Origin of the sequence: Micromonospora sp. NBC_00617 (assembly GCF_045161355.1) — a bacterium.
GTDB lineage: Bacteria > Actinomycetota > Actinomycetes > Mycobacteriales > Micromonosporaceae > Micromonospora.
In genome coordinates this window covers 4024749-4051533 of sequence record NZ_CP107751.1, presented here as the reverse complement: position 1 = coordinate 4051533, position 26785 = coordinate 4024749, and the positions used below count along the sequence as shown (strand labels likewise).

Annotated in this window: 21 protein-coding genes and 3 tRNA genes; 10 read left to right on the top strand and 14 right to left on the bottom strand. The window is 74.4% G+C overall.

What is annotated here, in order from left to right; translation table 11 throughout:
- Nucleotides 1-996 carry a biotin synthase BioB gene (gene bioB, locus OG505_RS18505; RefSeq protein ID WP_405426054.1) on the bottom strand — a complete coding sequence of 332 codons (996 nt, stop codon included), beginning with the start codon at nucleotides 994-996 and terminating at the stop codon, nucleotides 1-3.
- 273 nt (nucleotides 997-1269) lie between these two features.
- On the opposite strand from bioB, the gene OG505_RS18500 reads away from it, so the two are divergent.
- The 4 genes from OG505_RS18500 (at nucleotide 1270) to OG505_RS18485 (ending at nucleotide 5628) form a co-directional block, all read left to right on the top strand.
- On the top strand, nucleotides 1270-2406 hold the full coding sequence (locus tag OG505_RS18500; RefSeq protein ID WP_405434575.1) for an 8-amino-7-oxononanoate synthase: 1137 nt from the start codon (nucleotides 1270-1272) through the stop codon (nucleotides 2404-2406).
- 196 nt (nucleotides 2407-2602) lie between these two features.
- A complete protein-coding gene (bioD, locus tag OG505_RS18495; RefSeq protein WP_405434573.1) occupies nucleotides 2603-3307 on the top strand; it encodes a dethiobiotin synthase in 705 nt (234 codons plus the stop codon).
- A 54-nt stretch (nucleotides 3308-3361) separates the two neighbouring features.
- Complete coding sequence (locus OG505_RS18490) at nucleotides 3362-4954, top strand: sensor histidine kinase (protein WP_405426053.1); 1593 nt, start codon at nucleotides 3362-3364, stop codon at nucleotides 4952-4954.
- A 56-nt stretch (nucleotides 4955-5010) separates the two neighbouring features.
- Nucleotides 5011-5628, top strand: coding sequence for a response regulator (locus OG505_RS18485; protein WP_405434571.1), 618 nt, complete (start codon nucleotides 5011-5013; stop codon nucleotides 5626-5628).
- A 32-nt stretch (nucleotides 5629-5660) separates the two neighbouring features.
- Here the strand turns inward: OG505_RS18485 and OG505_RS18480 are convergent, their stop codons facing one another.
- From OG505_RS18480 to OG505_RS18470, 3 genes are all read right to left on the bottom strand, one after another.
- On the bottom strand, nucleotides 5661-6482 hold the full coding sequence (locus tag OG505_RS18480) for an ABC transporter permease (RefSeq protein WP_405426051.1): 822 nt from the start codon (nucleotides 6480-6482) through the stop codon (nucleotides 5661-5663).
- On the bottom strand, nucleotides 6479-7411 hold the full coding sequence (locus OG505_RS18475) for an ABC transporter ATP-binding protein (protein WP_405426049.1): 933 nt from the start codon (nucleotides 7409-7411) through the stop codon (nucleotides 6479-6481). Before OG505_RS18475 ends, OG505_RS18480 begins: the two co-directional genes overlap by 4 nt.
- A gap of 83 nt (nucleotides 7412-7494) precedes the next feature.
- The gene (locus tag OG505_RS18470) at nucleotides 7495-8175 is read right to left on the bottom strand and encodes a polysaccharide deacetylase family protein (protein ID WP_405426048.1); all 681 of its coding nucleotides are present in this window, start codon (nucleotides 8173-8175) and stop codon (nucleotides 7495-7497) included.
- Nucleotides 8176-8472: 297 nt separating this feature from the next.
- Here OG505_RS18470 and OG505_RS18465 point away from each other — a divergent pair, with 297 nt between their 5' ends.
- A complete protein-coding gene (locus OG505_RS18465; protein ID WP_405426046.1) occupies nucleotides 8473-8751 on the top strand; it encodes a hypothetical protein in 279 nt (92 codons plus the stop codon).
- Here the strand turns inward: OG505_RS18465 and OG505_RS18460 are convergent.
- Together OG505_RS18460 and OG505_RS18455 are read right to left on the bottom strand one after the other, a co-directional pair.
- The gene (locus OG505_RS18460) at nucleotides 8725-9906 is read right to left on the bottom strand and encodes a cytochrome P450 (RefSeq protein ID WP_405426045.1); all 1182 of its coding nucleotides are present in this window, start codon (nucleotides 9904-9906) and stop codon (nucleotides 8725-8727) included. The two genes, OG505_RS18465 and OG505_RS18460, sit on opposite strands and share 27 nt — an antisense overlap.
- A 9-nt stretch (nucleotides 9907-9915) precedes the next feature.
- On the bottom strand, nucleotides 9916-10584 hold the full coding sequence (locus OG505_RS18455; protein WP_405426043.1) for a class I SAM-dependent methyltransferase: 669 nt from the start codon (nucleotides 10582-10584) through the stop codon (nucleotides 9916-9918).
- A 193-nt stretch (nucleotides 10585-10777) separates the two neighbouring features.
- On the opposite strand from OG505_RS18455, the gene OG505_RS18450 reads away from it, so the two are divergent.
- Nucleotides 10778-11626, top strand: a complete 849-nt coding sequence (locus tag OG505_RS18450; protein WP_405426042.1) for a hypothetical protein — start codon at nucleotides 10778-10780, stop codon at nucleotides 11624-11626.
- Nucleotides 11627-11671: 45 nt separating this feature from the next.
- Here the strand turns inward: OG505_RS18450 and OG505_RS18445 are convergent, their stop codons facing one another.
- Complete coding sequence (locus tag OG505_RS18445; protein WP_405426040.1) at nucleotides 11672-14602, bottom strand: M36 family metallopeptidase; 2931 nt, start codon at nucleotides 14600-14602, stop codon at nucleotides 11672-11674.
- Between the two features lie 221 nt (nucleotides 14603-14823).
- Between OG505_RS18445 and OG505_RS18440 the strand changes: the two genes are divergently transcribed.
- Nucleotides 14824-15957 (top strand): alkane 1-monooxygenase, encoded by a 1134-nt coding sequence (locus tag OG505_RS18440; RefSeq protein ID WP_405426039.1) that lies wholly within the window; start codon nucleotides 14824-14826, stop codon nucleotides 15955-15957.
- Nucleotides 15958-15961: 4 nt separating this feature from the next.
- On the opposite strand, the gene OG505_RS18435 is transcribed toward OG505_RS18440, so the two are convergent.
- Both OG505_RS18435 and OG505_RS18430 read right to left on the bottom strand, forming a co-directional pair.
- Nucleotides 15962-16543: a TIGR03086 family metal-binding protein gene (locus tag OG505_RS18435; protein WP_405426038.1), complete on the bottom strand. Its 582-nt coding sequence runs from the start codon at nucleotides 16541-16543 to the stop codon at nucleotides 15962-15964.
- An 80-nt stretch (nucleotides 16544-16623) separates the two neighbouring features.
- On the bottom strand, nucleotides 16624-17226 hold the full coding sequence (locus tag OG505_RS18430; protein ID WP_405426036.1) for a TetR/AcrR family transcriptional regulator: 603 nt from the start codon (nucleotides 17224-17226) through the stop codon (nucleotides 16624-16626).
- A 413-nt stretch (nucleotides 17227-17639) separates the two neighbouring features.
- Between OG505_RS18430 and OG505_RS18425 the strand changes: the two genes are divergently transcribed.
- The 3 genes from OG505_RS18425 to OG505_RS18415 all read left to right on the top strand — a co-directional run bounded on the left by OG505_RS18425 (nucleotide 17640) and on the right by OG505_RS18415 (nucleotide 17905).
- A tRNA-Gly gene (locus OG505_RS18425) sits at nucleotides 17640-17712 on the top strand.
- Nucleotides 17713-17746: 34 nt separating this feature from the next.
- Nucleotides 17747-17817: transfer RNA gene (locus tag OG505_RS18420), tRNA-Cys, on the top strand.
- Nucleotides 17818-17830: 13 nt separating this feature from the next.
- Nucleotides 17831-17905: transfer RNA gene (locus OG505_RS18415), tRNA-Val, on the top strand.
- An 80-nt stretch (nucleotides 17906-17985) separates the two neighbouring features.
- On the opposite strand, the gene OG505_RS18410 is transcribed toward OG505_RS18415, so the two are convergent.
- The 5 genes from OG505_RS18410 to OG505_RS18390 all read right to left on the bottom strand — a co-directional run bounded on the left by OG505_RS18410 (nucleotide 17986) and on the right by OG505_RS18390 (nucleotide 26734).
- Nucleotides 17986-20745: an FtsX-like permease family protein gene (locus OG505_RS18410; RefSeq protein WP_405426034.1), complete on the bottom strand. Its 2760-nt coding sequence runs from the start codon at nucleotides 20743-20745 to the stop codon at nucleotides 17986-17988.
- Nucleotides 20742-23927 (bottom strand): permease, encoded by a 3186-nt coding sequence (locus OG505_RS18405; RefSeq protein WP_405426032.1) that lies wholly within the window; start codon nucleotides 23925-23927, stop codon nucleotides 20742-20744. The genes OG505_RS18410 and OG505_RS18405 overlap by 4 nt, the downstream gene beginning before the upstream one ends.
- 7 nt (nucleotides 23928-23934) lie before the next feature.
- Nucleotides 23935-24657, bottom strand: coding sequence for an ABC transporter ATP-binding protein (locus OG505_RS18400; protein ID WP_405426030.1), 723 nt, complete (start codon nucleotides 24655-24657; stop codon nucleotides 23935-23937).
- Nucleotides 24654-25586 carry an ABC transporter ATP-binding protein gene (locus OG505_RS18395; protein ID WP_405426028.1) on the bottom strand — a complete coding sequence of 311 codons (933 nt, stop codon included), beginning with the start codon at nucleotides 25584-25586 and terminating at the stop codon, nucleotides 24654-24656. The genes OG505_RS18400 and OG505_RS18395 overlap by 4 nt, the downstream gene beginning before the upstream one ends.
- 167 nt (nucleotides 25587-25753) lie before the next feature.
- Nucleotides 25754-26734, bottom strand: a complete 981-nt coding sequence (locus tag OG505_RS18390; protein WP_405426026.1) for a DUF5937 family protein — start codon at nucleotides 26732-26734, stop codon at nucleotides 25754-25756.
- Nucleotides 26735-26785: the final 51 nt, after the last annotated feature.

The window sequence follows — 26785 nt, the reverse complement described above, 5'->3', positions numbered from 1 at the left end:
TCAGAGGGTCGCGGACAGGGCCTTGACCGGCATCTTCAGCTCGTCGAGCAGGTCGAGGTCGGCGGTCGCCGACCGGCCCAGGGTGGTCAGGTAGTTGCCGACGATCACCGCGTTGATGCCGCCGAGCAGACCGTCGCGGGTGCCCAGGTCACCGAGGGTGAGCTCTCGGCCGCCCGCGTACCGCAGGATGGTGCGCGGCATGGCCAGCCGGAACGCGGCGATGGCCCGCAGCGCGTCCTTGCCCTCGACCACCGGGCGGTCACCGAGCGGGGTGCCGGGGCGCGGGTTGAGGAAGTTCAGCGGCACCTCGTGCGGGTCGAGTTCGGCGAGCTGCGCGGCGAACTCCGCCCGCTGCTCGACCGTCTCGCCGAGGCCGAGGATGCCGCCGCAGCACACCTCCATGCCGGACTCGCGAACCATCCGCAGCGTCTCCCAGCGCTCCTCCCACGAGTGGGTGGTGACCACGTTCGGGAAGTACGACCGGCAGGTCTCCAGGTTGTGGTTGTAGCGGTGCACGCCCATGTCGACCAGGTCGTCGACCTGCTCCTGGGAGAGCATGCCCAACGACGCGGCGACCTGGATGTCGACCTCGGCCTTGATGGCGGCGACGCCCTCACGCATCTGCTTCATCAGCCGGGCGTCCGGACCGCGCACGGCGGCCACGATGCAGAACTCCGTCGCACCCGTCTTCGCGGTCTGCTTCGCGGCCTCGACCAGCGATGGGATGTCCAGCAGGACCGAGCGCACCGGGGAGGTGAACAGGCCGGACTGGGAGCAGAAGTGGCAGTCCTCCGGGCAGCCGCCGGTCTTCAGCGAGACGATGCCCTCGACCTCGACCTCCGGGCCGCACCAGCGCATCCGCACCTCGTGGGCGAGCTGGAGGGCGGCGGGTAGGTGCTCGTCGGGCAGGGTCAGCACGGCGAGGACGCCGGCCTCGTCAAGACCGACACCGTCACCCAGGACCTGGGTGCGGGCCTGGTCGAGGATCTCTGGCATGGCTCGTACCCTACAAGGCCCCCGGTCGGGCGGGTACGACCTGCCGTCCGGTCGATCGTCGTCAGCGGAGCCCGCGGCACACCGGTGGCGACCGTGGGTGACTGACCATTGACGGTACGTGGTGACGGCCGTCTCGGATCCCCATCGACGTCGCCATCCGCCCCCGGTCGGCCGCCGGGTGCCGAGTGGATTCGCCGGGTCGGTGGCGGCGGGTGGTAATTTCGCCCGGCGGGTGTCGGCGTGACCGGCGCGGACGGCGGTGAAGGGGTGACGGTGGCGGACTGGCTGGCGGCGCTCGATCGTCGCGCGCAGTTGCGGGCGAAGGCCGGCCTGACCCGTCGGCTGCACCCGCGTCCCGCCGACGACCGGATGGCCGACCTGGCCGGCAACGACTACCTCGGCCTGGCCACTCACCCGGAGGTCACCGCCGCGGCCACGGCGGCACTGTCGGCGTACGGGCTGGGAGCGACCGGGTCGCGGCTGGTGCGCGGCTCGACCGACGCGCACGAGGCCCTGGAGGTCGAGCTGGCGCAGTGGCTGGGCACCGACCGGGCGCTCGTCTTCTCCTCCGGATACCTGGCCAACCTCGGCGCGCTGCGGGCCCTCGTCCAGCCCCGGACCCTGCTCGTCTCGGACGCGCACAACCACGCGTCGCTGATCGACGGCTGCCGGATCTCCGGCGCGGAGACGGTGGTCAGCGCGCATGCCGACGTGACGGCGGTGGCCGCCGCGCTGGCGGTCGCGCCGGGACGCCCGGCGGTGGTGGTCACCGAGTCGGTCTTCTCGGTCGACGGCGACCTCGCGCCGCTGGCCGAGCTGCACGCGGTGGCCCGTCGCCACGGTGCGCTGCTGCTGGTCGACGACGCGCACGCGCTCGGCGTGACCGGTCCGTCCGGTGCCGGCGCGGTCGCGGCCGCCGGGCTGGCCGGCGAACCGGACGTGGTGGTCACCGCCACCCTCTCCAAGGCGCTCGGCGGTGCGGGTGGGGTGGTCGCCGGCCCGGCGGAGTTCGTCCGGCACCTGGTCGAGACCGGCCGTACGTTCATCTTCGACACCGCGCTGCCGCCGGCCGTCGCGGCCGGTGTGCACGCCGCGCTGCGGCTGGCCCGGGCCGGCGACGACCTGCGCGCCGAGGTTGCCGACCGGGTGGCGCTGGCGGTCGGTCGACTGGGCGCGGCCGGGCTGGCCGTCTCCGCGCCGGACGCCGCGGTGATCTCGGTGGCGGCGCCCGGCCCGGAGGCGGCGACCGCCTGGGCCGCCGACTGCCGGGACCGGGGAGTCGCGGTGGGCTGCTTCCGGCCGCCCTCCACCCCGGACAGCCGCTCCCGGCTGCGCCTGACCGTCAGCGCCGGGGTGCCCCGGGCGGATTTCGAGCGGGCCCTGGACGTCATCGTGGAGTGTGCGCCGTGAGCGCGAGGAGTGAGCCGGGTTTGCGAGCCCCGCAGTCGCGAACCACGTGCGGTCCCGTGAGCGCGAGGAGTGAGCCGGGTTTGCGAGCCCCGCAGTCGCGAACCACGTGCGGTCCCGTGAGCGCGAGGAGTGAGCCGGGTTTGCGAGCCCCGCGGTCGCGAGCTGAGGGAGCGCCGTGACGGCGTGGGAGGGGCCGGTGCTGGTCACCGGCACCGACACCGAGGTGGGCAAGACGGTGGTCACCGCGGCGATCGCGGCGGCTGCGCAGGCCGCCGGCCTGCGGGTGGCGGTGGTCAAGCCGGGTCAGACCGGCACGGCCGGTGGGGAGCCGGGCGACGTGGACGCGGTCAATCGGCTGGCGGCCCCGCTGACCGGTCGTACGCTGGCCAGCTTCCCGGACCCGCTCGCCCCGCTGGCCGCCGCCCGGGTCGCGGACCTGCCGCCGCTGGAGCTGTACGCGGCGGTGGACGCCGTCCGGGAGGAGGCGGACAAGCACGACCTTGTCCTGGTCGAGGGGGCCGGTGGTCTGCTGGTGCCGATGGGGCTGCGGCCGTCCGGCGAGCCGTGGACGATGGCCGACCTGGCGGTGTCCCTCGGGGCGCCGGCGGTGGTGGTCACCCGCGCCGGGCTGGGCACGCTCAACCACACCGCGCTGACCCTGGAGGCGCTGGACCGCCGGGCGGTGCCGGCCGGCGTGGTGATCGGCGCCTGGCCGGCGTCGCCCGAGCTGGTGCACTGGACGAACCTCACCGACCTGGTGCCGAACCTGCTGGGCGCGGTGCCGGCCGGCGCCGGTGCGATGGACCCGGGGGTGTTCCGGCGGTCGGCGCCGGGTTGGCTCACTCCGGCGCTGCACGGTGTGCTCGACGACTGGCGGGTCTGGGCCGAGGAGAGCAGCTGAACACCTGACTTTCGTCGGTGTCCGCGCAGGTCGGGCGTGGGTAGCCTGGCCGCCGTGAGGATCCTGGACCGGTCGGTGCCCGGGCGGTGGCGGCGTCCGTTGCGGGACGTGCTGCTCTGGGCCGTGGTGGCCGCCCCGATCGCGGCGGCCCGGTTGAGCCCGCCGTACCCACGTTTCGATGTGGCGCTGCTGCTCGGTTCGCTGGCGCTGCTGGCGGTCGCGGTGGCGTCGGCGCGGCGCTGGCCGCTGGTCGGGTTGCTGCTGGTGGTGCTTGGTTCGCTGGCGGACGGCAACTTCGTCTTCGCCATTCCGGTCTTCAGTTATCTGAGCGGGCGTCGCAGTGCGGGCGCGGCGCCGGCGGCCGTGCTGTTCGGCGTGATCGCCGTCGGCGGCACGGTGCTGAACCTGGGGTTGCTCGGCACCGGGGCGGCGACCTGGTTCCTGCTCGCTTCGGTGCTGCTGTTCGCCGGGGTGTTCCCGTGGCTGGTGGGCCGCTACCGGCGGCAGCAGCAGGCTCTGACCGACGCCGGCCGTCGGCACGTCGAGGCGCTGACGCGCGAGCGGCGGGGCGCCGCGGAGCGGATCCGGCTGCGGGAGCGGGCCCGCATCGCCGAGGAGATGCACGACTCACTCGGCCACGACCTCAGCCTGATCGCGTTGCGGGCCGCCGCGTTGGAGCTTGCCGACGACCTCGCCGCGGAGCACCGGACGGCGGTGGGGGAGCTGCGGGCCAGTGTCGCGGCGGCGACCGAACGGCTGCACGGCATCATCGGGGTGCTGCGGGAGGAGGGCGGTCCGGCCGGCGTCCGCCCGGTGGGGGAGACCGTCGTCGACCTGGTGGTCGGGGCCCGCGAGGCCGGGATGGCGGTACGGCTGGACGGCCCGACCGACACCGCCGAGCTGCCCGGGTTGACCGGGTCGGCCGCCCAACAGGTGGTGCGGGAGGCGCTCACCAACGCGGCCCGGTACGCCCCGGGCGCGTCGGTGACCGTCACCCTCGCTCGGGACCCGAACGGGGTCGAGGTGCGGGTGCGTAACGCGTCGCCGCCGGCGGGCCCTCTGCCCCGACCGGCTTCCTCGGGGAGCGGTCTGCTCGCCCTCGCCGAGCGGGTACGGCTGGCCGGCGGCGTGCTGGATGCCGGCCCGTGCCCCGACGGTGGCTTCGCGGTGCGCGCCCGGCTGCCGCTGCCCGCCGAAGCGGACTCCGGCGCGGGATGGTCGGGCGTGCCCGTCGCGGTGGGCGCCGTGACCGATGGCACGTTCGACGGTGCCGTCCCGGTCCTCGGTGGCCCGGAACGGCCGGCCGACGCCGAGCGCCGGCTGCGCGAGGCTCGTCGCCGGGCGCGGCGCAGCCTGCTGACGGCGCTCGCCGCCCCGGCCGGTCTCGCGCTCGTCCTGTCATTGGTCTACTACTCGGTCGCCACCACCGGCACGGTGCTGGACGAGTCGACGTACGACCGGATGCGGCCCGGTACCGCGCGCGCCGACCTGCCCGGGTTGCCCCGCCGGCAGCTCGCCCCGCCGGTCGGCGGGTCGGCGCGGGGGTGTGAGTACTACACCGACGGCAACTTCCCCCTCGCCGAGCCGACGTGGCGGCTCTGCTTCACCGACGGTCGACTGACCAGCAAGGAGCGGATCACGCAGTGAACACCGACACGGCCGCGCCGACTCCGGTCCGGGTGGTCCTCGCCGACGACGAGGCGATGATCCGGGCCGGCGTCCGGGCCATCCTCGCCGCCGACCCGGGGATCGAGGTGGTCGCCGAGGCCGGTGACGGGCGGGCCGCGGTGGAGCTGGTTCGCGCGCACCGACCCCGGGTGGCGGTGCTGGACATCCGGATGCCCCGGTTGGACGGGCTGGCCGCGGCGGCCGAGATCCGCCGGGTCGCGCCGGCCACCGCGACGCTCATGTTGACCACCTTCGGCGAGGACGACCACGTGGCCCGAGCGCTCGGGCACGGCGCGAGCGGGTTCCTGCTCAAGGCCGGCGACCCGCGCGAGCTGATCGCCGGGGTGCACGCGGTCGCCGACGGCGGGGCGTACCTGTCGCCGCGGGTGGCCCGCCGGGTGATCGAGCTGGGGGCCGGGCGGCTGGCACGCCAGCCCGCCGCGCGGAACCGGACGGCCGGGCTGACCGAGCGGGAACGTGAGGTGCTGGCACTGGTCGGGGCGGGGCTGTCCAACGCGGAGATCGCCCGTCGGCTGCACCTGGTGGAGGGCACCGTGAAGAGCTATCTGACCAGCATCTTCACCCGGCTGGACGTGCGTAACCGGGTGCAGGCGGCGATCCTCGCGTACGAGGCGGGGCTGGTCGAGCGGTGAGCGGGGGCCGCGAGGGCCCCCGCTCGCGTGCCTCAGGCGTCGCGGCGGCGCAGCGCGGTCCGACCGAGCAGCAGGGCGGCGCCCGCCCAACCGGCGAGCACCAGCAGCCCGACCGCGCCCGGGTACGGCTCGGTGTCGCCGGCCAGGAAGTGCCCACCGGCCACGCCGGGGAACGCGTCGGCGATCCGGTTCAGGACGGTGATGTCCGGCTCCTGCAGGGACAGCGGGACGATCATCAGGGTGGCGAAGAGCACGATGATCGTGAGCACCGCGCTGCGCAGTGCCGCGCCGAGGCCGAGCGCGAGGACGCTGACCAGGGCCAGGTAGGTCGCCACCGCCGCGATGTCGCCGATCGTGCCGGCGGCCGGCGCGCTGCCCCACTCGCCGAGCACCGGCCGGGCGACCAGGGCGCCGACACCGCCGAGCAGCAGTCCGAGGACGAAGGTGACGGCACCGGCCACCACGGCCTTGGCCAGGAGCACCCGGCCGCGTGCCGGGGTGCACTGCAGGGTGGTCCGGATGGTGCCGCTGGTGAACTCCGTGGTGATGGCGAGCAGTCCCAGCGCCAGCACGGCGTACTGGGTCAGCTCGACCGCGTCGATCAGCACGCTGCCGACGGCGACGATGCCGGGGTCGTCGGCCGGGTCGTCGTTGGTGTTGGCGTTGGCCGCGTAGATGGCGAGCTGGCCGGCGCTCGCGGCCATCAGGAGCAGCCCGGCCAGCATCGTCCACCAGGTGCTGCGCACCGAGACCAGCTTGGTCCACTCGGCGGCCACGGCGGCCCGGAAGGCGGCCGGCGCGCTGACGGCCGGGGCGGCGGTGGGACGGCTGCCCACCATGGTCTGCGTGCTCATCGTGCGTCACCTCCGGTCGGGCCGCCGGCGTACTCGACGCTGTCGGCGGTCAGCTCCATGAACGCCTGCTCCAGCGACGCGCCGTGCGGGCTCAGCTCGTGCAACCGCACCCCCAGCTCGTACGCCAGATCGCCGATCCGGTCGACGGTGGTCCCGGTGACGGTCAGCTCGTCCGCGCCGGCCGGCTCGACGGTGGCGCCCTGTGCGGCGAGACGTGCGGCGAGGGTGGCGAGCCCGTCGGGGTGCGGGCTGCGGACCCGTACGGCGAGTCCACTGCCCGCGATGACGTCGCCGACCGGGGCGTCGGCGAGCAGTCGTCCCCGGCCGATCACCACGAGTTGGTCGGCGGTGAGCTGCATCTCGCTCATCAGGTGGCTGGAGACGAAGACCGTGCGGCCCTGCCCGGCCAGGGAGCGCAACAGCTGCCGGACCCAGCGCACCCCGTCCGGGTCGAGGCCGTTCACCGGCTCGTCGAACATCAGCACCGGCGGATCGCCGAGCAGCGCGCCGGCGATGCCGAGCCGCTGGCCCATGCCCAGGGAGAGGGTCCGGCCCGGTTTCCCGGCGGCAGGCCCGTCCAGCCCGACGGTGTCGAGCACCTCGTCGACCCGCCGGGCGGGGATGCCGTTGCTGCGGGCCATGGCCAGCAGGTGCGCGCGCCCGGACCGGGTGGGGTGGATGGCCCGGGCGTCGAGCAGGGCGCCCACCTCGTGCAGCGGTCGCCGCAGCTCCCGGTACGACCGGCCGTGCACGAGCGCCGTTCCGGCGGTGGGCCGGTCCAGGCCGAGGATCATCCGCATGGTGGTGGACTTGCCGGCGCCGTTGGGGCCGAGGAAACCGGTGACCCGCCCGGGTGCGATGTCGACGGTCAGCGCGTCGACCGCGAGGGTCGCCCCGAACCGTTTCGTCAACCCACGTAATGTGATCATGCGCTGACGCTAGGCGTCCGCCACCTCGGCCCGCCGCGCCCGAACGGCACCACCCGACCCTGACTTTCGTCAGGTCGCCCGGGTCAACGGATGTAGTCCTCCAGCAGCGCCGGGGTGAGCCCGGCCCGGTGGATCGCCTTCAACGCCGCGAGGAGGTCGTCCATCAGTGCCGGCCGGAAGTGCATCAGCAGCACGTCGCCCGGTTGGACGACCTTCTCCGGGGTCTGGTAGCGCACCTTGCCCTCGTGGACGGTCTCGGACCAGTGCAGGACGGCCTTCGCGCCGCAGTCCCGAGCGGCGGTCAGCGTGGTGCTGTCGTACTCGCCGAACGGTGGGCGGAACAGGGTCGCCCGCTTGCCGAACAGCGTCTCCAGCTTGTCCGCCGCCCCGCAGATCTCCCGCTTCTGGTAGCCGTACGACCGGCCGGCCAGCGAGTTGTGCCGGATCGTGTGGTTCTCGACGACCCCGCCGGCCACCTGGATCTGCCGGAAGTAGACGTCGTGCTCCTCGGCCGCCGGTGAGTTCAGGAACATCGTGACCGGGATGTGCGCCCGCCAGATGAAGTCGGCCACCGCGGGCGGGCGAGCCAGCCCACCGTCGTCGATGGTGATGAAGGCGACCTTCTGGTCGGTCGGCAGGCGGTGCCAGAACGGGATCGCGCCGGTCGCGGTCAGCGGCACCGGCTGCGGCGGCGGCGCCTCGGGAAAGGTCGGCACCTGGGACACGTACCAGTCCAGGCTTCCCGGAACGGGCTTCGTCGTCACCGACGGCGAGGTCAAGGGTGTCGGCTGGGCGGACGGTGTGGGCTGGGACGCGGTGATCTGCCGGGCGTGGATCGTACGGCCCTGGCCGACTGTGCACGAAGTCAGCGTCAGCAAGGCCAGAAGCGTTACCACTGCGTGGATGCGGCGCGGAGGGGCTGATGACACGCCCGAAAACATAGCGGGTGACGCTCAGGTGCCGCGCCCCCGTGACGCTCTCCCGAGCGGTCTTGCCCGGGCGGCCTAGTCTCGGATCGACGTCGATTCGAGCAGCGGAGGCGACCGATGGTGCGGTGGATCATGCAGATACTCGCTGTCGTCGGCTTCGGCGTGCTGCTGGGGTTCATCGGGCTGGCGATGACCCGCAACCTGTTCGGGTTTGTCGACGCGGAGGCCCGCCGGTTGTCGAGGAACCCGTTGAATCGCCTGTGGGGAATACCCGACCGTGATCCGGCGGAGTTGCGGCAGGCCGCCGGCTTCAACGTCGCGCGGTTCCTCGTCGGCGGCGCCGCCCTGCTCCTCGGTGCCGCCGCGGTCATCGGGGGCATCGTGCTACTGGTCAGCGGGCCGCTCGACTGACCGCACCACGAAGGCGTCCGGCATCCGGAAGGTGAGGTTGTCCGGGCACCACGGCGGCCGGACCACGGTCACCCCGTCGAGCAGGGGCGTCGCCTCAGCCACCACCACGGCCGCCTCCATCCGGGCCAGCACGTCGCCGACGCAGCGGTGCGCGCCCGCCCCGAACGCCAGGTGCCGGCGCGACCCGCGCTGCCCCGGGCGGAACTCGTCGGGGGCCTCGACGATCGCCGGGTCCCGGCCGGCGCGGGCCAGCCACAGCACGATGCTGGTGCCCGCCGGCACGGCGGTCCCATCCAGCGTGCCGTCCACCGCCGCGACGCGTCGCCACGTGACGATGGGCGGTTCGAGGCGCAGGCCCTCCTCGACGACGTCGGCCACCGCGACGTCGCCGGTGCGCAGGCCGGCGCGGACCGCCGGTTCGCCGGCCAGCCGGTGCAGCAGCAGGGTGAGGAACTGCGAGGTGGTCTCCTGGCCGGCGACCAGCAGGAAGAAGAGCGCGCCGACCACCACGTCCGGCGGGTGGCCGCCCGCGCGCAGCTCGGCGGCCAGGCCGCCGCCGGTGGCCGCGAACTCCCGCAGTACGCGGTGGAAACGGCCCACCTCGGTGGCGAGCGCCAGCTGCCGGTCGGTGTCCAGGGGCGCCCAGAACAGCTCCAGTGCCGCCCGGGCGAACGCCTTGACCGCGCCGACCGGCGCGTCCGGCAACTCGACCAGCCGGGCCAGCACCAGCAGGGGCAGGTCGGCGGCGAGGTCGGCGTACAGGTCGACCGGCGCACCGGCGTCGAGCGCGGCACGCAGCCGGGCCACCCGCTCCCGGACCAGAGCGGTGAGCCAGGGGCGCTGCGCCGCGACCCGGGTGGGGTGCAGCGCGTCCGCGACGATCGCCCGGATCGCGGGATGGCTGGCGGCGGAGTTGTTCGCCAGCGTCGGCGGCAGCCGGAACCGGTGCCCGGCGAGCACCCGCAGCGCGGTCACCGGCATCGGGGTCACCGCGTCCAGGGCGTTGTCCGGCCGGTAGCGGACCGGGTCGGCGAGGACCTGCCGAACCAGGGCGTGCCGGGTGACGACGAGGTGACGTACGCCGACGTGGTCGGTCACCTCGGCGACGTCCGGCCAGGGTGCCTCGACCTCGGACGCCCAGCCGGAGAACAGCACGCCGACACGCTAGCCGGCAGCCCTCGGCAGGCCGGCGCGCAACTGCCAGACGGTGGTGCGCTTCACCCGGACGCTCTCCAGGGCCTCCGGCACCGGCACGTCGTAGGTCGCCAGCTCGTCGAAGCGGTCCCCGGGCAGGAACGCCCGGCCGGGGTCACCGACCAGCGCCGGCGCCCCGGCCCGGGTGGCGCGCAGCAGGAACCGCAGCACCCGGTGGGCCATCGCCTCGCTGTAGAACACGTCCCCGGCGAGCACCACCTCGGCGTCGCCCGCGTCGCCGTCGAGGATGTCGCCGAACTCGGCGTCGACGCGTACCCCGTTGGCCTCGGCGTTGAGCGCGACGGCCGCGACCGCCAGCTCGTCCACCTCGACGGCCCGCACGGACGCCGCGCCGGCCCGGGCGGCGGCGATGGCCACCAGACCGGAGCCGGAGGCGAGGTCGAGCACCCGGCGGCCGGCGACCAGCTCCGGATGGTCGGTGACGTAGCGGGCGAGCGCCTGCCCGCCGGCCCACGCGAAGGCCCAGAACGGCGGCGGTCGGTCGGTGGAGAACTCGCCCTCGGTGAGTTCCCAGAGCCCGATCGGCTCGTCCGCCTGGTGCAGGCGCACCTCGGGAACGAAGGAGACCGGGGCGAGCCGGGCGTGTAGCCGGACGAATGTGCTGGAGAGCTCGGACACCTGGCAATTCTCGCGCACCGGGCAGCCCCGGCGACGCACGGAGGTGGTCGAGGGAGTGCGGGTACGGGTGAAGGGTTCACCACTCTCGGTGAAATCACCCCTCGCGCTTGGCGTCCGCTGCGAAGACACCCCTCTGTCCGGCCCGCCCGATTCCTCCTAGCGTTTCCCTCCAGGGACAAGAAGGAGCGAGGTGGTGGTGATCGTGTGGCGGTACGCGCTGCGGCTCGGAACGTTGGTTGCCGGCGTTGCCGGGGCGGTGCTGACCCTGGCCGCGCCGGCCCAGGCGGCCTTCGCCACCGAGATGAGCGGCCTGCCGGCCCGGTTCACCGCGGGGGGCCAGGTACGCACGATCTCCGCGGTGGTCTCGCAGACGGACCGGCGCGGCGGATGCGCGAAGGTGCGCTGGTCGATGGTGCTGCGCGTGCAGGGCATCCGGCTCGACCAGGTGAAGATGGACCGGGTGGAGGAGAACGGCGACTTCCCGCTGGAGATCCGGACCGACGGTGACGTGGCCCGGTTGACCGATCGGCAACTCGACCCGGGCACGCTCTGTCCGGGCCGCACGGTCACCGCCCGCTACCGGGTGGCCTTCGCCGAGGACGTCACCCAGGGGCGGGTCACCCTCGCCGCCGAGGCGTACGACGTCAACCTGCGCCTGTTGGCCCGCCAGAGCGCCACCCGGTCGGTGGTGGGGGCGGGGGCCAGGCCGACCCGTACGCCGACGCCGACGCCGAGCGCGACGCCGGCCGAGCCCAGCGATCCGCCGAGCGAACCGGCGCAGGAGAGCGCCCCGGCCGAGGAACCGGTCGCCGACCAGAGCATCGACGCCGCGCCGCCGGCCGCTGGGCGGCCGGTCTCGCAGACCGGTGGGTTCGGCATCGTGCAGGCCGCGTTCGGACTCGGTGGGCTGCTGCTCTCGCTCGGGGTGGGGTTGCTGCTGCGGCTGCGTCACCTGACCCGGGCCACCACCGAGGCCGAGGACCCGCCGGCGGACCGGCTCTGGGAGCGGCCGGCGGGTGGCTGGCGACCGGCCCGCCGCTGATCGGGGGTTGTCGGGGCCGGCGGCGGACCGCCGGCCCCGACGGTGTCACTTCGTGAACGCCTGGAACTCGGCGATCCTGACCTGGGCCCGGGCCGGGCTGGCGGTCGCGCAGTCCGTCGTCGTGGCCGGGTCGTCGTCCTGCTCACCGGCGTACTGCGGGCCGCCGGTGCACTGGCTGGCCAGCACCTCCAGGCGCAGGTGGGTGGCGAGGGTGGCGGGCACCGCGAACGTCCGCAGGTTGATGTCGCGGCTGTACGCCCGGTACGCCCCGCCGGGGAACGCGTCGCCCGCGCTGGTGTAGATCCGCCGCCAGTGCGCCGGATCCGCGCAGTCGGTCGTCGTCGCGTCGCACGCGGACACCGCGAACGAGCGCAGCGCGCTGAGCGCGTTCTGAGCACCGGTGTCGGCGTCCCCGACGATCGCGGGTCGCAGCATCGCGCTGACGTTCACCCGCTTGACCGTCTGCCGGCCGTCGCCCGGCAGGTCCACGGTGAGCTGCCGACCGGCCACCCCGTCCAGGGAGGCCCAGTTGGTCGCCTCGGTGTCGTCGGCGACCCGGTCCAGGTTGACCCCGTCGCCGCTGATCGTGGCGCCGGAGGCGGTGGACGCGAGGTTACGACTCAACCGCAGGTCCAGGTAGCCGGTCCGGCCGGCGTCGGCGACCACGCTGAGCCGCTGGTGCCCGAAGCCGGGCGCGACGGCCAGCAGGTCGTACGTGCCGGCCACCAGCTCCACCGTGTCCGGGATCGGCGTCGCCGGGTCGGTGTCCGCGATCGGCGTGGCTCGCGCCTCGTACGCCCCGACGTACACCCGGATCGGCGCGTCGGCGCTGTCCCCGCGGGGACGCAGGGTGAGCGTCGCGTTGCCGCCGCGCGGCGAGGCGAAGCTCGGCATCGGGTCGGTGTCCGCGGCCCCGTTGGTGGCGGCGTCCCGGCCCATCCCGGAGCGGGCGAACTCGGCCCAGATCAGGTCCTGGTTCGCGCCCCCGAAGCGCAGCAGGTCGGCGGTGAGCATGTTGTCCCGCATGTCGAGCATGCTGACCTGGCTGGCCGCCTGGAGCAGGAACGAGTCGAAGACCAGTTGCGACCAGCGCCGGTTGCCCGGGCACTTGTCGGCGGTGACCTTGCCCTGCGCGCACTCCAGCTGCCGCTGGGCGGTGCCGAGGCCGTACCGCTTGACCAGCGCCGAGCGGACCCGGTAGTTGGTGGCGCCCCAGATCTCCCCGTCGGCGTGCACGGCGGGGCCACCGGTGTTGTAGCCGATGTCGGAGTAGTTCAGCGGGCTGCGGCTCAGGTCGTAGTTGCGGATTCCGCTGACCAGGTTGCCGGTGACGTAGCCGCCGGTGACGAAGGGCGTCTCGCCGGGTGCCCGCAGGCCGTTCTGGTACAGGTACTCGGCCGCGAGCAGGTCGCCCCACGACTCACCCATCGCCCCGCCCTGGTGGCCGCTGATCCCGCTGTCCGGGCCGGCGATCATCCGGTTGGTGATGGCGTGGGTGTATTCGTGTCCGATCACCGTCATGTCGTAGTCGCCGTCCACGCACGGCGGGTACGGGCCACCGGCCTGCGGCTGCCACAGGTACATGTTGGTGGTCGGCGGCAGGCCGTCGCGCCCGGTGCTCTGGTTGGCGTTGTTGCGGTTGCCGGTCAGCGCGCCCTGCTGCGCGCGACCCTGCTCGGCGTCCCCGCCCAGCCCGGACGGGGTGAGGTTGACCGCCTGCAGGTTCCACGCCGACTCGGTGAAGCCCAGCTGGTACGCCCAGTCGTGCATGCGGTTGTGCATGACGAAGAGGTTGGCGATCGCCGCGTCCGCGTCGTTGCGCTGCGCGGACGTGAACACCTCCGGATTGCACTTCGCCTGGTGCCACTGGTCGGTGAACGGGTACTCGTGGCGGCGCTGGGCGCTGGGGGTGGCCGGGACGATCGGGGTGTTGTTGCCCCAGGAGAGCACGGTGTTGGCCGAGTTGCCACGTGAGGTGAAGGTCGGTGTGCCGGTGGCCGCGTCGACGTCCCACGGCTGGCCGGTTGCCGGGTCCCGCTGGGCGGTCTGGCAGCCGGGGGCCGGGTCACCGCACCAGCGCACCCGGGGGTCCTGCCCGGCGGCGAGGTCGCGGGGCGGGGTGGCCGGGAAGACCGCCCAGCTCGGGTTGTCCGAGTCGAAGTCGACGAGGTCCTCGCGGACCAGCACCTTTCCGGTGCTGCCGTCCACGTAGCTGGTGAACGCCGCCGGGTGGTCGGCGTCCGCGCCGATCATGGTCACCTCGTAGGCGGCCCGGGGCCCGTCCAGCGGGGTGGGCACGGCCACGGCGCGCACGGTGTGGCTGGCCACCGCCGTCGCGGTCAACCCGGCGTCGGCGAGCGCGTCGGCGTACGCCTGCTCGGCGGTGCGGGTGGCCGGCGCGGGCGCGCGGGTGTCGCGGGCCAGCGAGGAGTTGACGGCGAGCACCGAGCCGCCCTGGACCGCGAGGGTGACCAGGCCGTCAGGCCCGGCCGGCAGGTCGCCGAAGCGCTGCCGCAGGGTCACCACGGCACCGCTGCCGATCGGGCGGACCAGCACCCGTTCCAGGTCGGCGACCGTCGCGGCGTCCATGCCGTACAGGTCACGGTTGGCCCTCAGGTAGGCGCGGGCGGCGGCCTCCGGGTCGGTGGGCAGCCCGGTGGCGAGCGGGGTGCGACCGGGGCCGAGTGCCTGCGGGGTGCCGAACCGGTTCCACCGCACGTCGGGATCGGCGGCGCGGGCCAGACCGCGCTGGCGGGCGTCGGGTGCGGCCGTACCGGAGCGGTTGTCGAGGTCGGCGGGCTCGTGGTTGCCCTCGGCGAACGGCCCGGACGAGCGTTGCGTGGACGGCGACCCGGCGGGGGCCGCGGTGCTCGCGCCGGTGGGTAGCAGCGCGGCGATGGTCGCGGTCGTCGCCAGGACGGCGATGAGCCGGCGTCGACGCCGGCTCATCGGGGGTGACCACTCCGGTTGTGGCACGGGACCTCCTCGTGGGAGCGGGATGGCCGGCGGCTGCCGACCGACGCAGCGCGGTGACGCATGTGCATCTGTGGATATCAGCCGGCCGGGGGTGCGGCAAGGTCCACGACCGTCGACGCGCGGGCGGATCGAGATTAATCGACTTTACAAAACGTACGCCCTTGTAAAAGAGCGTGACGGCTGTCACTGTCGATGCCAGAACGCGAGACCGGAGGTTGGCCATGGCCGTCGATGCCGATCCGACCGTCGAGCCCGCCGTCTGGCGGGACCGTCGCAAGCCGCTCTGGCCGCTGGCGCTGCTGGTGCCGGCGCTGCCCTTCGTCGGCTTCGCGTTGTGGCGGGCCGGCGGCGGCGCCTGGGCGTGGTGGCTCACCCCCGCCATCGTCTTCGGCCTGATCCCGGTGGTCGACCTGCTGCTCGGCGACGACCGGCAGAACCCTCCCGAGGAGGCCGTGCCCCGGCTGGCGGCCGACGGCTACTACCGCTGGCTCACCTACCTCTACCTGCCGGCGCAGTACGCGGCACTGGTGCTGTGCTGCGCGGTGTGGGCCCACGACAGCCTCTCCGTCGCGGGTGCCGCCGGCCTGGTGGCCACCGTCGGGGTGGTCAACGGCATCGCCATCAACACGGCTCACGAGCTGGGCCACAAACGCGAGCGGGTGGAGCGGTGGCTGTCCAAGGTGGCCCTGGCGCCGGCCGCCTACGGGCATTTCCACGTCGAGCACAACCGCGGCCACCACGTACGCGTCGCCACGCCGGAGGATCCGGCGAGCTCGCGACTGGGGGAGGGCTTCTGGGCGTTCTGGCCGCGTACCGTCCTCGGCAGCCTGCGCTCGGCCTGGCGGGTGGAGACCAGCCGGTTCCGCATTCGCGGCCGGTCCCCGTGGACCCACCGCAACGACGTGCTCAACGCGTGGGCCCTGACCCTGGCGCTGTACGCGGCGCTGACCCTGGTCTTCGGCCCGGTGGTGCTGCCGTTCCTGGTCCTGCAGGCGGTGGTCGGCTTCTCCCTGCTGGAGGTGGTCAACTATCTGGAGCACTACGGGCTGGCCCGGCAGCGCACCGCCGCCGGACGCTACGAGAAGGTCGACGCCCGGCACAGCTGGAACAGCGACCGCACGGTCACCAACGTCTTCCTCTTCCAGCTCCAGCGGCACAGCGACCATCACGCGAACCCGCTGCGCCGCTACCAGACGCTGCGCCGCTTCGACACCTCACCGCAGCTGCCCGCCGGGTACGCGACGATGGTGGTCGTGGCGCTGGTCCCGCCGCTGTGGCGACGGGTGATGGACCACCGGGTGCTGGCGCACTACGGCGGCGATCGGGGGCTGGCCAACACGCGGCCCCGACGGTGACCGGTCAGTCGGCCGGGGCCCAGTCGGGGTCGCGGCCGAAGGCGGCCAGCAGATGATCCTGCTCGTCGGCGTCGGCGGGCAGCCGCGCGTCGTCGCGTACCAGCTTGTCCCGCCGGTAGTCGTCGACCCGCCCGGCGAACCAGCGGGCGCACACGCGTACCGCCTCCGGGTCGAGCCGCGGGTCGGCGCCGATCGCCACCGCCAGATCCCAGCCGTGCACGAGGTGTTCGGCGAGGAGCTGCTGGACGTACTCGGCGGCCGGGGTCGGGCCGGCCGACAGGTGCACGGTGCGGTCGATCGTGCCGGGATGGATGACGGCGATCTCGGCCTGCGCGGCCGCCTCCCGCGCCGTCGTGGCCGGGTCCGCGCCGAGCTGGTCACCGTCGAAGCGGTCGCCGACCTCGTCGACGGTGCGGCCGGCGAGCAGCGGAACGCTCCACCGGTCCTCGCCGACCACGTGGTTGACCAGGGTGCGGACGTCCCAGTCCGGGCACGGTGTCTCCTCGGCCCACTGGCCGGGCCCGATCTGGTCCACCCGGTCGACGAACTCGGCCAGGCTCCGGCGGTACGCCTCCAGCAGGTCCATGCCGTCGATTGTTCTCCTCGGCGCGGTGGCCCGAGCCGTTTTGCCCGGCCCGACGTGCGGCGCCGTCGCGCCGTCGCCGCTCAGTCCAGGTCGGCCGGGCCCAGGCCCAGCTCCCGGGAGGTGACCAGCCGCACCCACTCCCCGAACTGCCGGCGGGAGATCACCCGGTCGTGCACGGCGAGCTGCACGGCGAGGCCGTCCATCACGGCGCTGATCCGCCACGCGGCCCCTTGCGGGTCGGCGCACTGGAAGGTGCCGTCGGCGACCCCGGCGGCGATGACGGCGGCGAGATCCTGCCGCCAGCGCAGGTCGAGCCGCCGGGACACCTTCTCCAACTCGGGGGTGCGCAGCGACTCGGACCAGCCGTCGATCCACATCGACCAGGAGGTCGCCCGCCCGGCCGGGGTGTAGAGCTTGAGGATCCTGCGGAGCTTCGTCAACGGCGCAGCGGAGGAGCGGGTGACCGCGTCCAGGCGGGCCAGGTCCTGCTCGACGGCGTACGCGAACGCCTGCGCGAGCAGTCGCTCCTTGGTGGCGAAGTGGTAGAACACCAGGGCCTGACTCACGCCGGCGGCCTGTGCCACGTCCGCCGTCCGGGTGTTGGCCAGACCGCGCTCCACGATCACGTCGCAGGCCGTGCGCAGCAGGGCATCCAGGCGGATCTCGGCCGCACGTCTCGTCACGACCGTTACCGTAGCCCATCCACCCGAACACGAACAGTTACCACCACCGTCCGTTTCGTGAGGTAAGAGTCGGAAGCCGGACACTTCCCTGGAATGCCGTGGTCCGGTCTCCCGGCGGGGTCCATCGAGCTCCGCCGCTCGCTGCGGCGGCGCGTCGCCGCTGGTCGAGGGGCATTTGCCCGGACGGCGACACCGACCGTCGCAGGATGCCGGAGGGTGATGGTCGGGAGTCAACCGAGAAACCAGTCCAGCTCCCTAGGAAGCCTGCGGTCTGTGGGTCCGACCTGCCTCCAGGATCCGGCATGCCGCGCTGCCCGGACGGGAGGGGACGCGCCGACACAGACCCCCGGGTTGGCAGTCGTTCACCGGCTCGGCTAAAGTTCTCATCCGTCACCCGGGAACGCCGGGGGCGTGCGGACGTAGCGCAGCTGGTAGCGCATCACCTTGCCAAGGTGAGGGTCGCGGGTTCGAATCCCGTCGTCCGCTCGGAGCTGCCGCCACGCATGACGGGGGCAACCTCGGTGGGGTGGCCGAGAGGCGAGGCAACGGCCTGCAAAGCCGTCCACGCGGGTTCAAATCCCGTCCCCACCTCGGCATTATGCACGGGCGATTGGCGCAGTGGGAGCGCGCTTCCTTGACACGGAAGAGGTCACTGGTTCAAACCCAGTATCGCCCACCAGCTGTACAAGTAGGGCAGAAGGCCCGTTACCGGATATCCGGTAACGGGCCTTGGTCAATTCGGTCGTAGCCCACCGGCGTCTACTCGCCCGCGCGGAGCACCTCGCTCAGCCGGTCGCGTCGCCGCAGCGCCGACTCGACAGGTACGACCGTCGCGGCCGCCGCCAGCAGTGCCACGCTCACCAGGCCGAGCAGCCACCACGGCAGGACCGCCCCCGGGTCGGCGGCCTGGCCGGTGAACAGCCGCAGGTCGAGCGGGCCGAGCGTCAGGCGTGCGAGCAGGGCCCCGAGGAGCGGGCCACACACCGCAGCGGCCACGACCGGCGGCAGCACCTCTCCGGCGGCGACCCAGCGGGCGTCGCGTGGCCGCAGGCCGAGGGTCCGCAGCCGGGTCAGGGTCTGCCACCGCTCCGACGCGCCCGCGGCGGCGGCGAGCGTGAGGCCGAGCAGCCCCAGCGCCAGCAGCATCGCGGCGGCCGTCCACGCCAGCCGTAACAGCCCTGCGGTCAGCGGAGCCACTCGCTGTGCCCGCAGGACGTCCGCGCGCAGCACGACGTCGGCCGCGACGCCGCTGTTCGACACGGCCCGCGCCGCGCCGGGGCCGGTCACCCAGACGGTGTTCGCAACGGCGGGCAGCCCGGCGCTCGCGAGGGCCGCGGCGTCCACGATGACGACGTCACCGACGCCACCGACGGAGGGCGCGGTACCGACGGCGGTGAGACGGATCGCCGGGGCGTCGTCCCGGGTCAGCTGCAACCGCGTGCCGGCCCCTAGCTCGCCGTCGCTCGATCGGACCAGCGCCGGGACGTCCCCCGGGCCGGGAACGGGTGTCGTGAGCCGGGCCAGCGCCGGCGCGTCGGGCAGCGGGGTGGTGGCCAGCAGGCGCTGGAACGCCTCGGCGTCCACGATGACCAGGCGTGGGGTGAACAGTGTCGATTCGCTGAAGACGCGCGCCGAGTCGGTCACCTGCGCGACGACGACCTGCCCGACCCCCGGTGCGGCGGCGATGCGCTCGGCGACCGCGGGCGTGGCGGCCCCGGCCTCGGCGCCGACGTCGAGGCGAGCGTCGGCGCCGACGCTGCTCCACGCGCCGTCGGCCAGGCCCCGGGTGACTGTGCTGCCGAGGATGAGCGCGAACGACGCGAGCGCCGTGGCGCTCACCAGAACCAGCAGCGGTAGCGCGCGCCCGGCCGTTGCGGCGGCCCGGGCGGCACCGAACACGGCCAGCGGGCGGCGCGAGCGCAGGGCCTGTCGAAGCGCGAACCGTGCCCCGAGGGGCAGCAGCCGGATCAGGACGAGCGCACCGACGAGCACGCCCAGAGCGGGAGCGCTGATCGGCAGGATCGTGTCGCCGGTCAGCTCGCCGGTGTCGCCGTCGGAGGCGACGGACAGGAGCCCGCGCTGGTGCAGGGTGACGAAGGCGGCGACCGCGGCGATCAGGACAGCGGCCTCCACAGCGGCGCGGCGCAGCTGGCCGGTGGCCCGGATCCAGCGCCGAGCGGCCGGGTTGGCGGGTTGACGCCGGTCGCGGCTGGCGCGGGCGGCGGCGAGGATGCCGAACGCCGGGCCGGCGACGGCACCGGCCAGGACAGCGGGAACGGCCCAGGCCCAGGCGACGCCCGGAGCCGCCGCGCGGGCGAGCGTGAGCCCGACGGCGGCGGCCGCGAGGGACACCACTGTGGACTCGATGGTCAGCTCCGCACCGAGGTCGGGTAGCGCCGCCCCACGCTGCCGGGCGGCGCTCAGCGCCGGGTCGCGGCGGCGGACCAGCAGGTCGGCGGCGAGTAGCAGGACCAGTACCGTGGCGGTCAGCACCCCGGTGAGCAGGACGGCGGCCTGCGCCCAGGCGGCGCTGATCCGTCCACGGACGTCGCGCAGGGTGGTGTCGAGTTGCGACTCCCACTTCAGGGACTCATCGCGGGTGGCTGATGAGCCGGAGGCTGCCTTGAGCTTGACCACCTGACTGGCGAGCGCCGCGGTGGTGTCCCAGGTGAGCGCGTCGGGTTCGGGGGCGAAATGGACGGTGCGCCGCAGTTGGTCCTCGTCGACGGCGAGCCGGGCGTCCGGCAGCGACTCGCGCGACAGCAGGCCGGCGAACCGGGTGATCCCCACGCCGTCGGCGCCGGGCACGGGGCGCAGGAGCGCCGGGGCGAGTCGCCAGGCGGGGTCGGCGCTGTCCGCGGGTCGGTAGATTCCGCTGATCCGGACGTCCCGGTCCCGACCCTGGCCGTCCTTGACCGGGATTCGATCGCCGGGGCCGAGGCTGAGTCCGGTGGCGTCCGCCTCGGAGATGCCGACCTGCACCGGCCAGGGCGGTCCCTTGTAGGGGGTCTCGACGTATTCGGCGGCGACGGTGGGGCCGGGCGCGCTGCCGGCGATCCAGGTCACGTCCGGGCCGCCGAGATCACCGGCCAGGTAGGTGAACTGGAAGGTACGCGGCGCGTTGCCGTCGGTGATGGTGAGGATCGGGCCGTTGACGACGGCGATGGGCGAAAGTAGCGCGGCGTCCAGGTCGGGCCCGAGCGCGTACGCCGCCCGGGTGCGGAAGTCGTCGACGTCATCGGCGAGGCGGGCGGTCCGGACCCGTCCGCCGGTCGGGCCGTCGTCGCGTTCCCAGTCGGCGCGTACGAGGACGTTCGAGTCCTGGCCGGCGCGGCGGACCGCGTCCTGGACGGCGTTGTCGGCGGCGGCGCGCAGCAGCGCCGGCACGGCCCCGGCGAGCAGCGCGACGGCCGCGATGACGGCGGCGGTGAGCAGCAGTGGTCCGACATCGGTCCGGCCACGGCCGCGGATGCTGGGCCAGTGCGGCGCCGGCAACCGGCGGGTCAGCCACCGGTTCACGGCGCTACCCGCAGGTGCGCGGCGTCGGCCCGGCGGACCTGGACGGTGACCACGACGGCGACCGCCAGCAGGCATCCGGCCAGCAGCACGGCGAGCAGCGCGGTCTCGGCTGGCCACGGCCACTGTGGCTGGGCGGCCGGGATGGGCGCGGCGCCGGTGTCGGAGCGCACCAGCAGGGGCGCGACGATGCGGGTGGCGAGCGCGCCGACGGCCGCGCCCGCCGCGAGCAGGGGCAGCAGAACCCCGACGTGCTGGCCGAGCAGCACGGCCCGGATGCCGCGCCGGGACATACCCAGGCCGCGCAGCCGCGCCACCTCGACGGCGCGGACCTGCAGATCGCAGGTGACGTGCAGGACGGCGCCGGCGAGCAGCAGCAGGGCCGCTGCCGGGACGATGAGCCGGAGCGCGGCCGGTAGGCCGGCGCGCAGCGGGCCGCCGGTGAGGCGGGCGGTCTCCGCCGCGCGGTTCGTGACGGTGCCCAGGTGCAGGGCGGTGGCCCGCTCGGCGGCGCCTGCACCGGCGGGGTGGCCGACCCACCAGGCGTCGACCGGGAATGTCAGGTCGCCGGTGACGGCGCGTGCGCGGGACAGCGTGTCCAGGTCGGCCAGGACGGCGACGGCGCCGGGGGCGGACGGTACGGTCGGCACGACCTCGGTGACGACGATCGGGACGGGCGTGGTGCCGACGGTGACGCTGAGCTGGCTGCCGCTGTCGACACCGACCTCGCTGGCGAAGCGGGCGGACACGGCGACGGGCACCGGGCCGGGGTCCGCAAAGGCGGTGGCGACGAGGGTCCGGGCGGCGTCGTCGGCGCCGCCGAGGTCGACGGTCGCGGCCATCCGCAGCGCTGTTCCCGTCGGCGTGGGAGACAGCAGGACGCTCAGGTTGCTCAGCTTGCTCGGGACCGGCGGCGCGGACGTGGCGGTCCAGGCCGACCCGTCGGCGGATTTGTCCGCCGGCCCGGTGGGCGGCACGGTGAGCGTGACGGCCACGGCGACGGGTCCAGCGGTGGCCACGGGTTCGTCGCCCGCGTCGGCGGTGACCGGCAGGGCGACCGCGACGAGGCGCAGCCCGTCAGCCGTCGCGCAGGCGGGCAGCCGCACCTTTCGGCCGTCGAGCGGCACGGCCGGACCGGTGCAGGACGTGCGCAGGCCGGTGGCGTCCTGCAGCAGCAGCCGGGGCGTCACGGCGAGCGAGGCGCCGCCGGCTGCGGTCCCGCTCAGGACGAGCGGGGCGCCGGCCGCGACGGCGAGGCCGGTGACCCGGGTGCGTGGTGCCAGCGTGGCACCCACGTCAGCCCATCCGCGGTCGCTGTCCACCGGCCCGCGCAGCAGCGCGTCGGCGCGGGTGGTGTCGACGGCGACCAGGCGTGGCGCATCGCCGGCGGTGCCGAGCCACTGACCGACGGCGGTACCACGGTTGAGGGCCGGACTCACCGCCCCGGCGGTGGCCGCGCTGACGACCGCGCCGTCTCCGGGCACCGGCGTCGTGCCGAGGGTGAGTACCAGGTCGGTGCCGACGGAGAGCGCGGCCTGGTCGCGCTGCGACTGGTGCCAGGTGGCGTCGAAGGCGAGGCCGAAGGTTCCCCCCGCGCAGGCCAGCCCGACGAGCAGCCCGGCAGCCACCGCCTGCGGCCGGCGGGCGCTCTCGGAGACCGCCAGCGGAAGCGCCAACCCGCGGGCGCGGTACGCCAGCCGGTCGGCGCCGCGCAGGGCGGGCAGTACCACCCGGAGCGCCAGGGCGGCGCCCGCGGTGAGCAGCAGCGCTGGCGCGAGCATCCGGACCGCGTCGGCGCGTGGGCTGGCGGCGGTGGGCTGCGCCTGCAGCTGCCACCATCCGGCGACGGCGAACAGCGCGAGCATCAGGTCGGCGCCGGATCGGGCCAGCAGTTCGCGGCGGGTACGCCGGTCGCCAGGTGCCGGGACGGGCCGGATCGCCAGGACGGTGAGTACAGCGGTGAGCACCAGCGCGCCGCCGGCCACCGCGAGGACCTGGACGCCGGTGATGGCCGGCCGGACGGTCAGGCCGGCGTCGTCCAGCGGCGAGAGGTGGGTCAGGCCGGCGTGCACGGCTGCCGAGGCCGGTATCGCCAGCGCCGCGGCGACGGCGGCGACGATCCCGGCCTCGAGTGTCGCGGTGGCGGCGAGTTGGCGAGGGCTGGTGCCCAGGGCCGAGCGCAGGGCGGTCTCGTCCGCGCGGATTCCCGCGGTCAGCCGGCCGGCGAGGACGAGTGCCGTCGCGGCCAGGACACCGCCGAGGACGGCGATGGCGAGCACGACGGCGGCGGTGACGTGCCGTTGGTCGTCGGCGGCCCGCAGGGTCAGCGCCAGGTCGGAGGAGACACGCGCGAGCGTGACGCGGTCGCCGAGGGTGCCGCCCAGCCGGCGGTCGGCACCGCCGACGGCCCCGGCCATGGTCTCCAGGTCGCGGCGGTTGGGGTGGGACAGGTCCGGATGGGCGGTGATTTCCATCCGGTCGACGGTGGCGCCGGTGGTGAGCAGGTCGGCGAGGTTGACGAGGAACGGGCCGTAGGCGTTGACCGGCTGCAGGAAGCGGCCGTCCCGGTAGCCGGTGGCGGAGCCGGCCGCGGCGAGCGGGTCGCGGTCCCAGCCGCGCCCGGGCAGCGGGCGTACGACGCCGACGACGGTCACGTCGACGGCCGGGACGGGGGCGTGGGCCAGTTCGGCGCCGAGGCGTACCCGGCTACCGGGGGTGAGGCCGAGGAGCCCGGCGGTGGACTCCAGCAGCACCGCGTCGCCAGGGTGCTGTGGCCAGCGTCCGGTGATCAGCTCGGCTCGGGCCGGCAGGTCGTCCAGCCCCGACAGGTACGCCTGGGCCGGGACTGTGGTGCCCCGGGCGAGCGCGGGCGGCAGCGCCCGCAGCACTGTCGACGCCCGCGCGGTCGTTGTCACCGGAAACGGTGCGAGCGCGGAGGTCATCACGGTGCGGGTGTCGGCGGCGACGGACCGGGCGTCGCGGCCCTCCACGGCGCCGGTGTAGACGGTCACGTCGACGGCGGCGGGGGCGGCGCGGGCCATGGCGACCTCCAGCGCCCGCTCGGCGGTGCGGGTGACCAGCAGGGTGCAGGTGCCCAGCAGGGTCGCGCCGATCGTGACGACCCCGAGGAGGGCTGCCAGCAACGGCCACTGCGCGCGGGCACGCCGGCTGACCAGCCTCAGCATCGTCGCGTCACCTGGCGTCCGGCACGGGCCCGTACGGCTGCCCGGTCGCCTCTTCGTCGAGGTGCCCGTCGTGGATGCGGATCACCCGGTCGGCCAGCGCCATCATCACCGCGTCGTGCGTCGACACCAGCACGGTGACGCCTTCGGATTCGGCTATCCCGCGCAGCAGGGCCATCACCGACAGACCTGTCTCGGCGTCCAGTTGCCCGGTGGGCTCGTCGGCGAGCAGCAGCCGGGGCGAGGCGGCCAACGCGCGGGCGATCGCCACCCGCTGCTGCTGGCCGCCGGACAGCTCGGTCGGCCGCTGCCGGGCGTGATCGGCCAGGCCGACCAGATCCAGCAGCAACTCGACCCGCCGCTCGCGCTCGGCCGGGGCGGTGCGGGCCAGCCGCAGCGGGGCGGCGACGTTCTCCGCGGCCGACAGCACCGGGATCAGTCCGAAGCTCTGAAAGACGTACGACACCTTCTCGCGCCGCAGCCGGGACAGGCCGTCCTCGTCGAGCGCGCCGATGTCGGCGCCGTCGACGTGCACGGTGCCGGCGTCCGGGCGGTCCAGGCCGCCGATGACGTTGAGCAGGGTGGTCTTGCCCGAGCCGGACCGGCCGACGAGCGCCACCATGGAACCGGCGGCCACGTCGAACGACACCCCGCGCAGGGCGTGGACGACTGTCGGCCCGGTGCGGAAGCGCCGGTGTACGCCGTGCACGCGCAGCAGCGGCTCGCTGCTCATTCGCCGCTTCCCAAGTCGGGGCGGATCGTGATGTGGTCGGGTTCCAGGGCCAGCCGGACCCGTCGGGTCAGCGCCAGCGCCTGGCGGAACTCGCGGGGCACCTGGACCCGCCCGGCCCGGTCCATCACGGCGTACTCCTCGGCGATCACGTGGGTGTCGCCCTCGGCGTCGGTGGTGGTGCGACGCAGCACCTCGCTGCTGGTGCGCCCGTCCCGGATCGCGATGGTCCGTTCGACCTGCCCGCTGACCTCCGGGTCGTGGGTCACGACGACAACCGTGACGCCGTATCGCCGGTTGACGTTCCGCAGCACGCCGAAGACTTCCGCGGACGTGGCGGCGTCCAGCTCGCCGGTCGGCTCGTCGGCGAGCAGGACCCGCGGCTGGTTGGCCAGCGCCACCGCGATCGCGACCCGCATCTGCTGCCCGCCGGAGAGTTGCCCGGGGCGCCGGTCGGCGCAGTCGGCGACACCGAGGCTGTCCAGCAACTCGGCCGCGCGCTCCCGGCGCTCCTTCTTCGCGGTGCGGGCCGCCGTCATCGGCAGGTCCACCATCTCCCGTGCGGTCAGGTAGGGGATCAGGTTGCTCGCCGTCTGCTGCCGTACGAACCCGACGGTGTGCCGCCGGTAGTCCACCCGGTCCGCGCGGGACATCGCCAGCAGATTCCAGTTCTCGACCCGGACCCGCCCGGCGGTGGGGGCGTCGATGCCCGCCAGGATGGCGAGCAGCGTCGACTTGCCCGACCCGGAGGCACCGACGACGGCGACCAGCTCACCGCTCTGCACGGCCAGGTCCAGGCCCTGTAGTGCCTGCACCTCGACCGAACCGGTCTGGTAGATCCGCACCAGGTTCTCGCAGACGATGAGCGCGTCCCGGCCGAACTCGGTCGTCCGCGCCGATGGCTGCGGCAGGGACAGCGGTGTGCTGGACATTGTGAGCAGTTTCGCAATCCGCCGCCTCGTTGACCATGCCCCGGGGCGGCTTTTCTGCGTTCCGGACGAGGATCTGCTCCGGAACGTGTCGGCGGACGGGGCGGCCCGGTCAGAAGGTCAGCAGCCGGAACGATCGGCCGTCGGTGATCCGCCGGCCCGGACGACGGCTATGCCGTTGCCGAGAGCAGCGCCTCGGCGAGGTCGGTGCGGGCGCTGAGCAGGCTCCGACCCCGGCGGTGGGTCACCACCAGACCGGCCGCGCGCAATGCGGTGAGGTGCTGGGAGACGCCGCCGGGCGACATCCCACTGCGACGGGCCAGTTCGGTGGTGCTCGCCTCCCCGACCAGTTCGGTGAGCAGCCGGGCCCGCCCGCGGCCGAGCACGGCGGCCAGCGCGTCCGGGACATCGTTCGGCCGCTCCCAGAGGGTGCCCAGCCCACTGGCGGGGTAGGCGAGCTGCGGCGCGTCCCCGGCGGACACGCTCAGCACCGACGGCCAGACGAAGACCGACGGGACCAGCACCAGGCCCGGGCCGTCCGCGACGTCCGGGGCCAGGCAGTGTCGCTGCGCGACGACAAGCGTGTCGCCCTCCCACCGCACCTGCCGGTGCAGATCGTTGAGGAGCACCGCCGCGCCGTCCTCGGCGAGCAGGCGGGCGCGTGCGGTGACGTCGGCGTCGAGCAGCAGCCGCAGCCGCGGCCAGTGCGGGGCCAGGGCGATCCGCCAGTACGCCTCGATCTCCGCGCTGAGGCGGCGCAGCCCGGCCGGCGGGTCGGCGTACAGGGCGGCCAGCGCCGGTGTCCGGTCGCCCGGATACAGGTCGAGGTGGGCGCGGACGGAACCGGCCGGGGTGGCCCGCAGGGCGGTCAGTTCGGCGGCCAGATCGGGGTTGAGGTCGGCCGGCGGCGGGGTGAGGAAGTCGGCCAGGTAGCCGGGAGGGGCCGGCACGAGTTGCCAGAGCAGCCCGGTGTCCGCCTCGATCAGCCCCGCCTCGACAAGGGGTCGACGCACCCGGCGTACCCAGGGCAGGTGGACCGCGTGGTCTCCGGGGTCGCGCAGCACGCGGACACTCGCGACGACCTCCCACAGGCAGGAGACGGCGAACCGGATGCGAGCGACGGCGCCCGCCGACATGCTGATGGCGACCACGACACCCCCGGTGGTTTCAGCTGGCGCTAAAACATTACCGGCGGCTGCGGG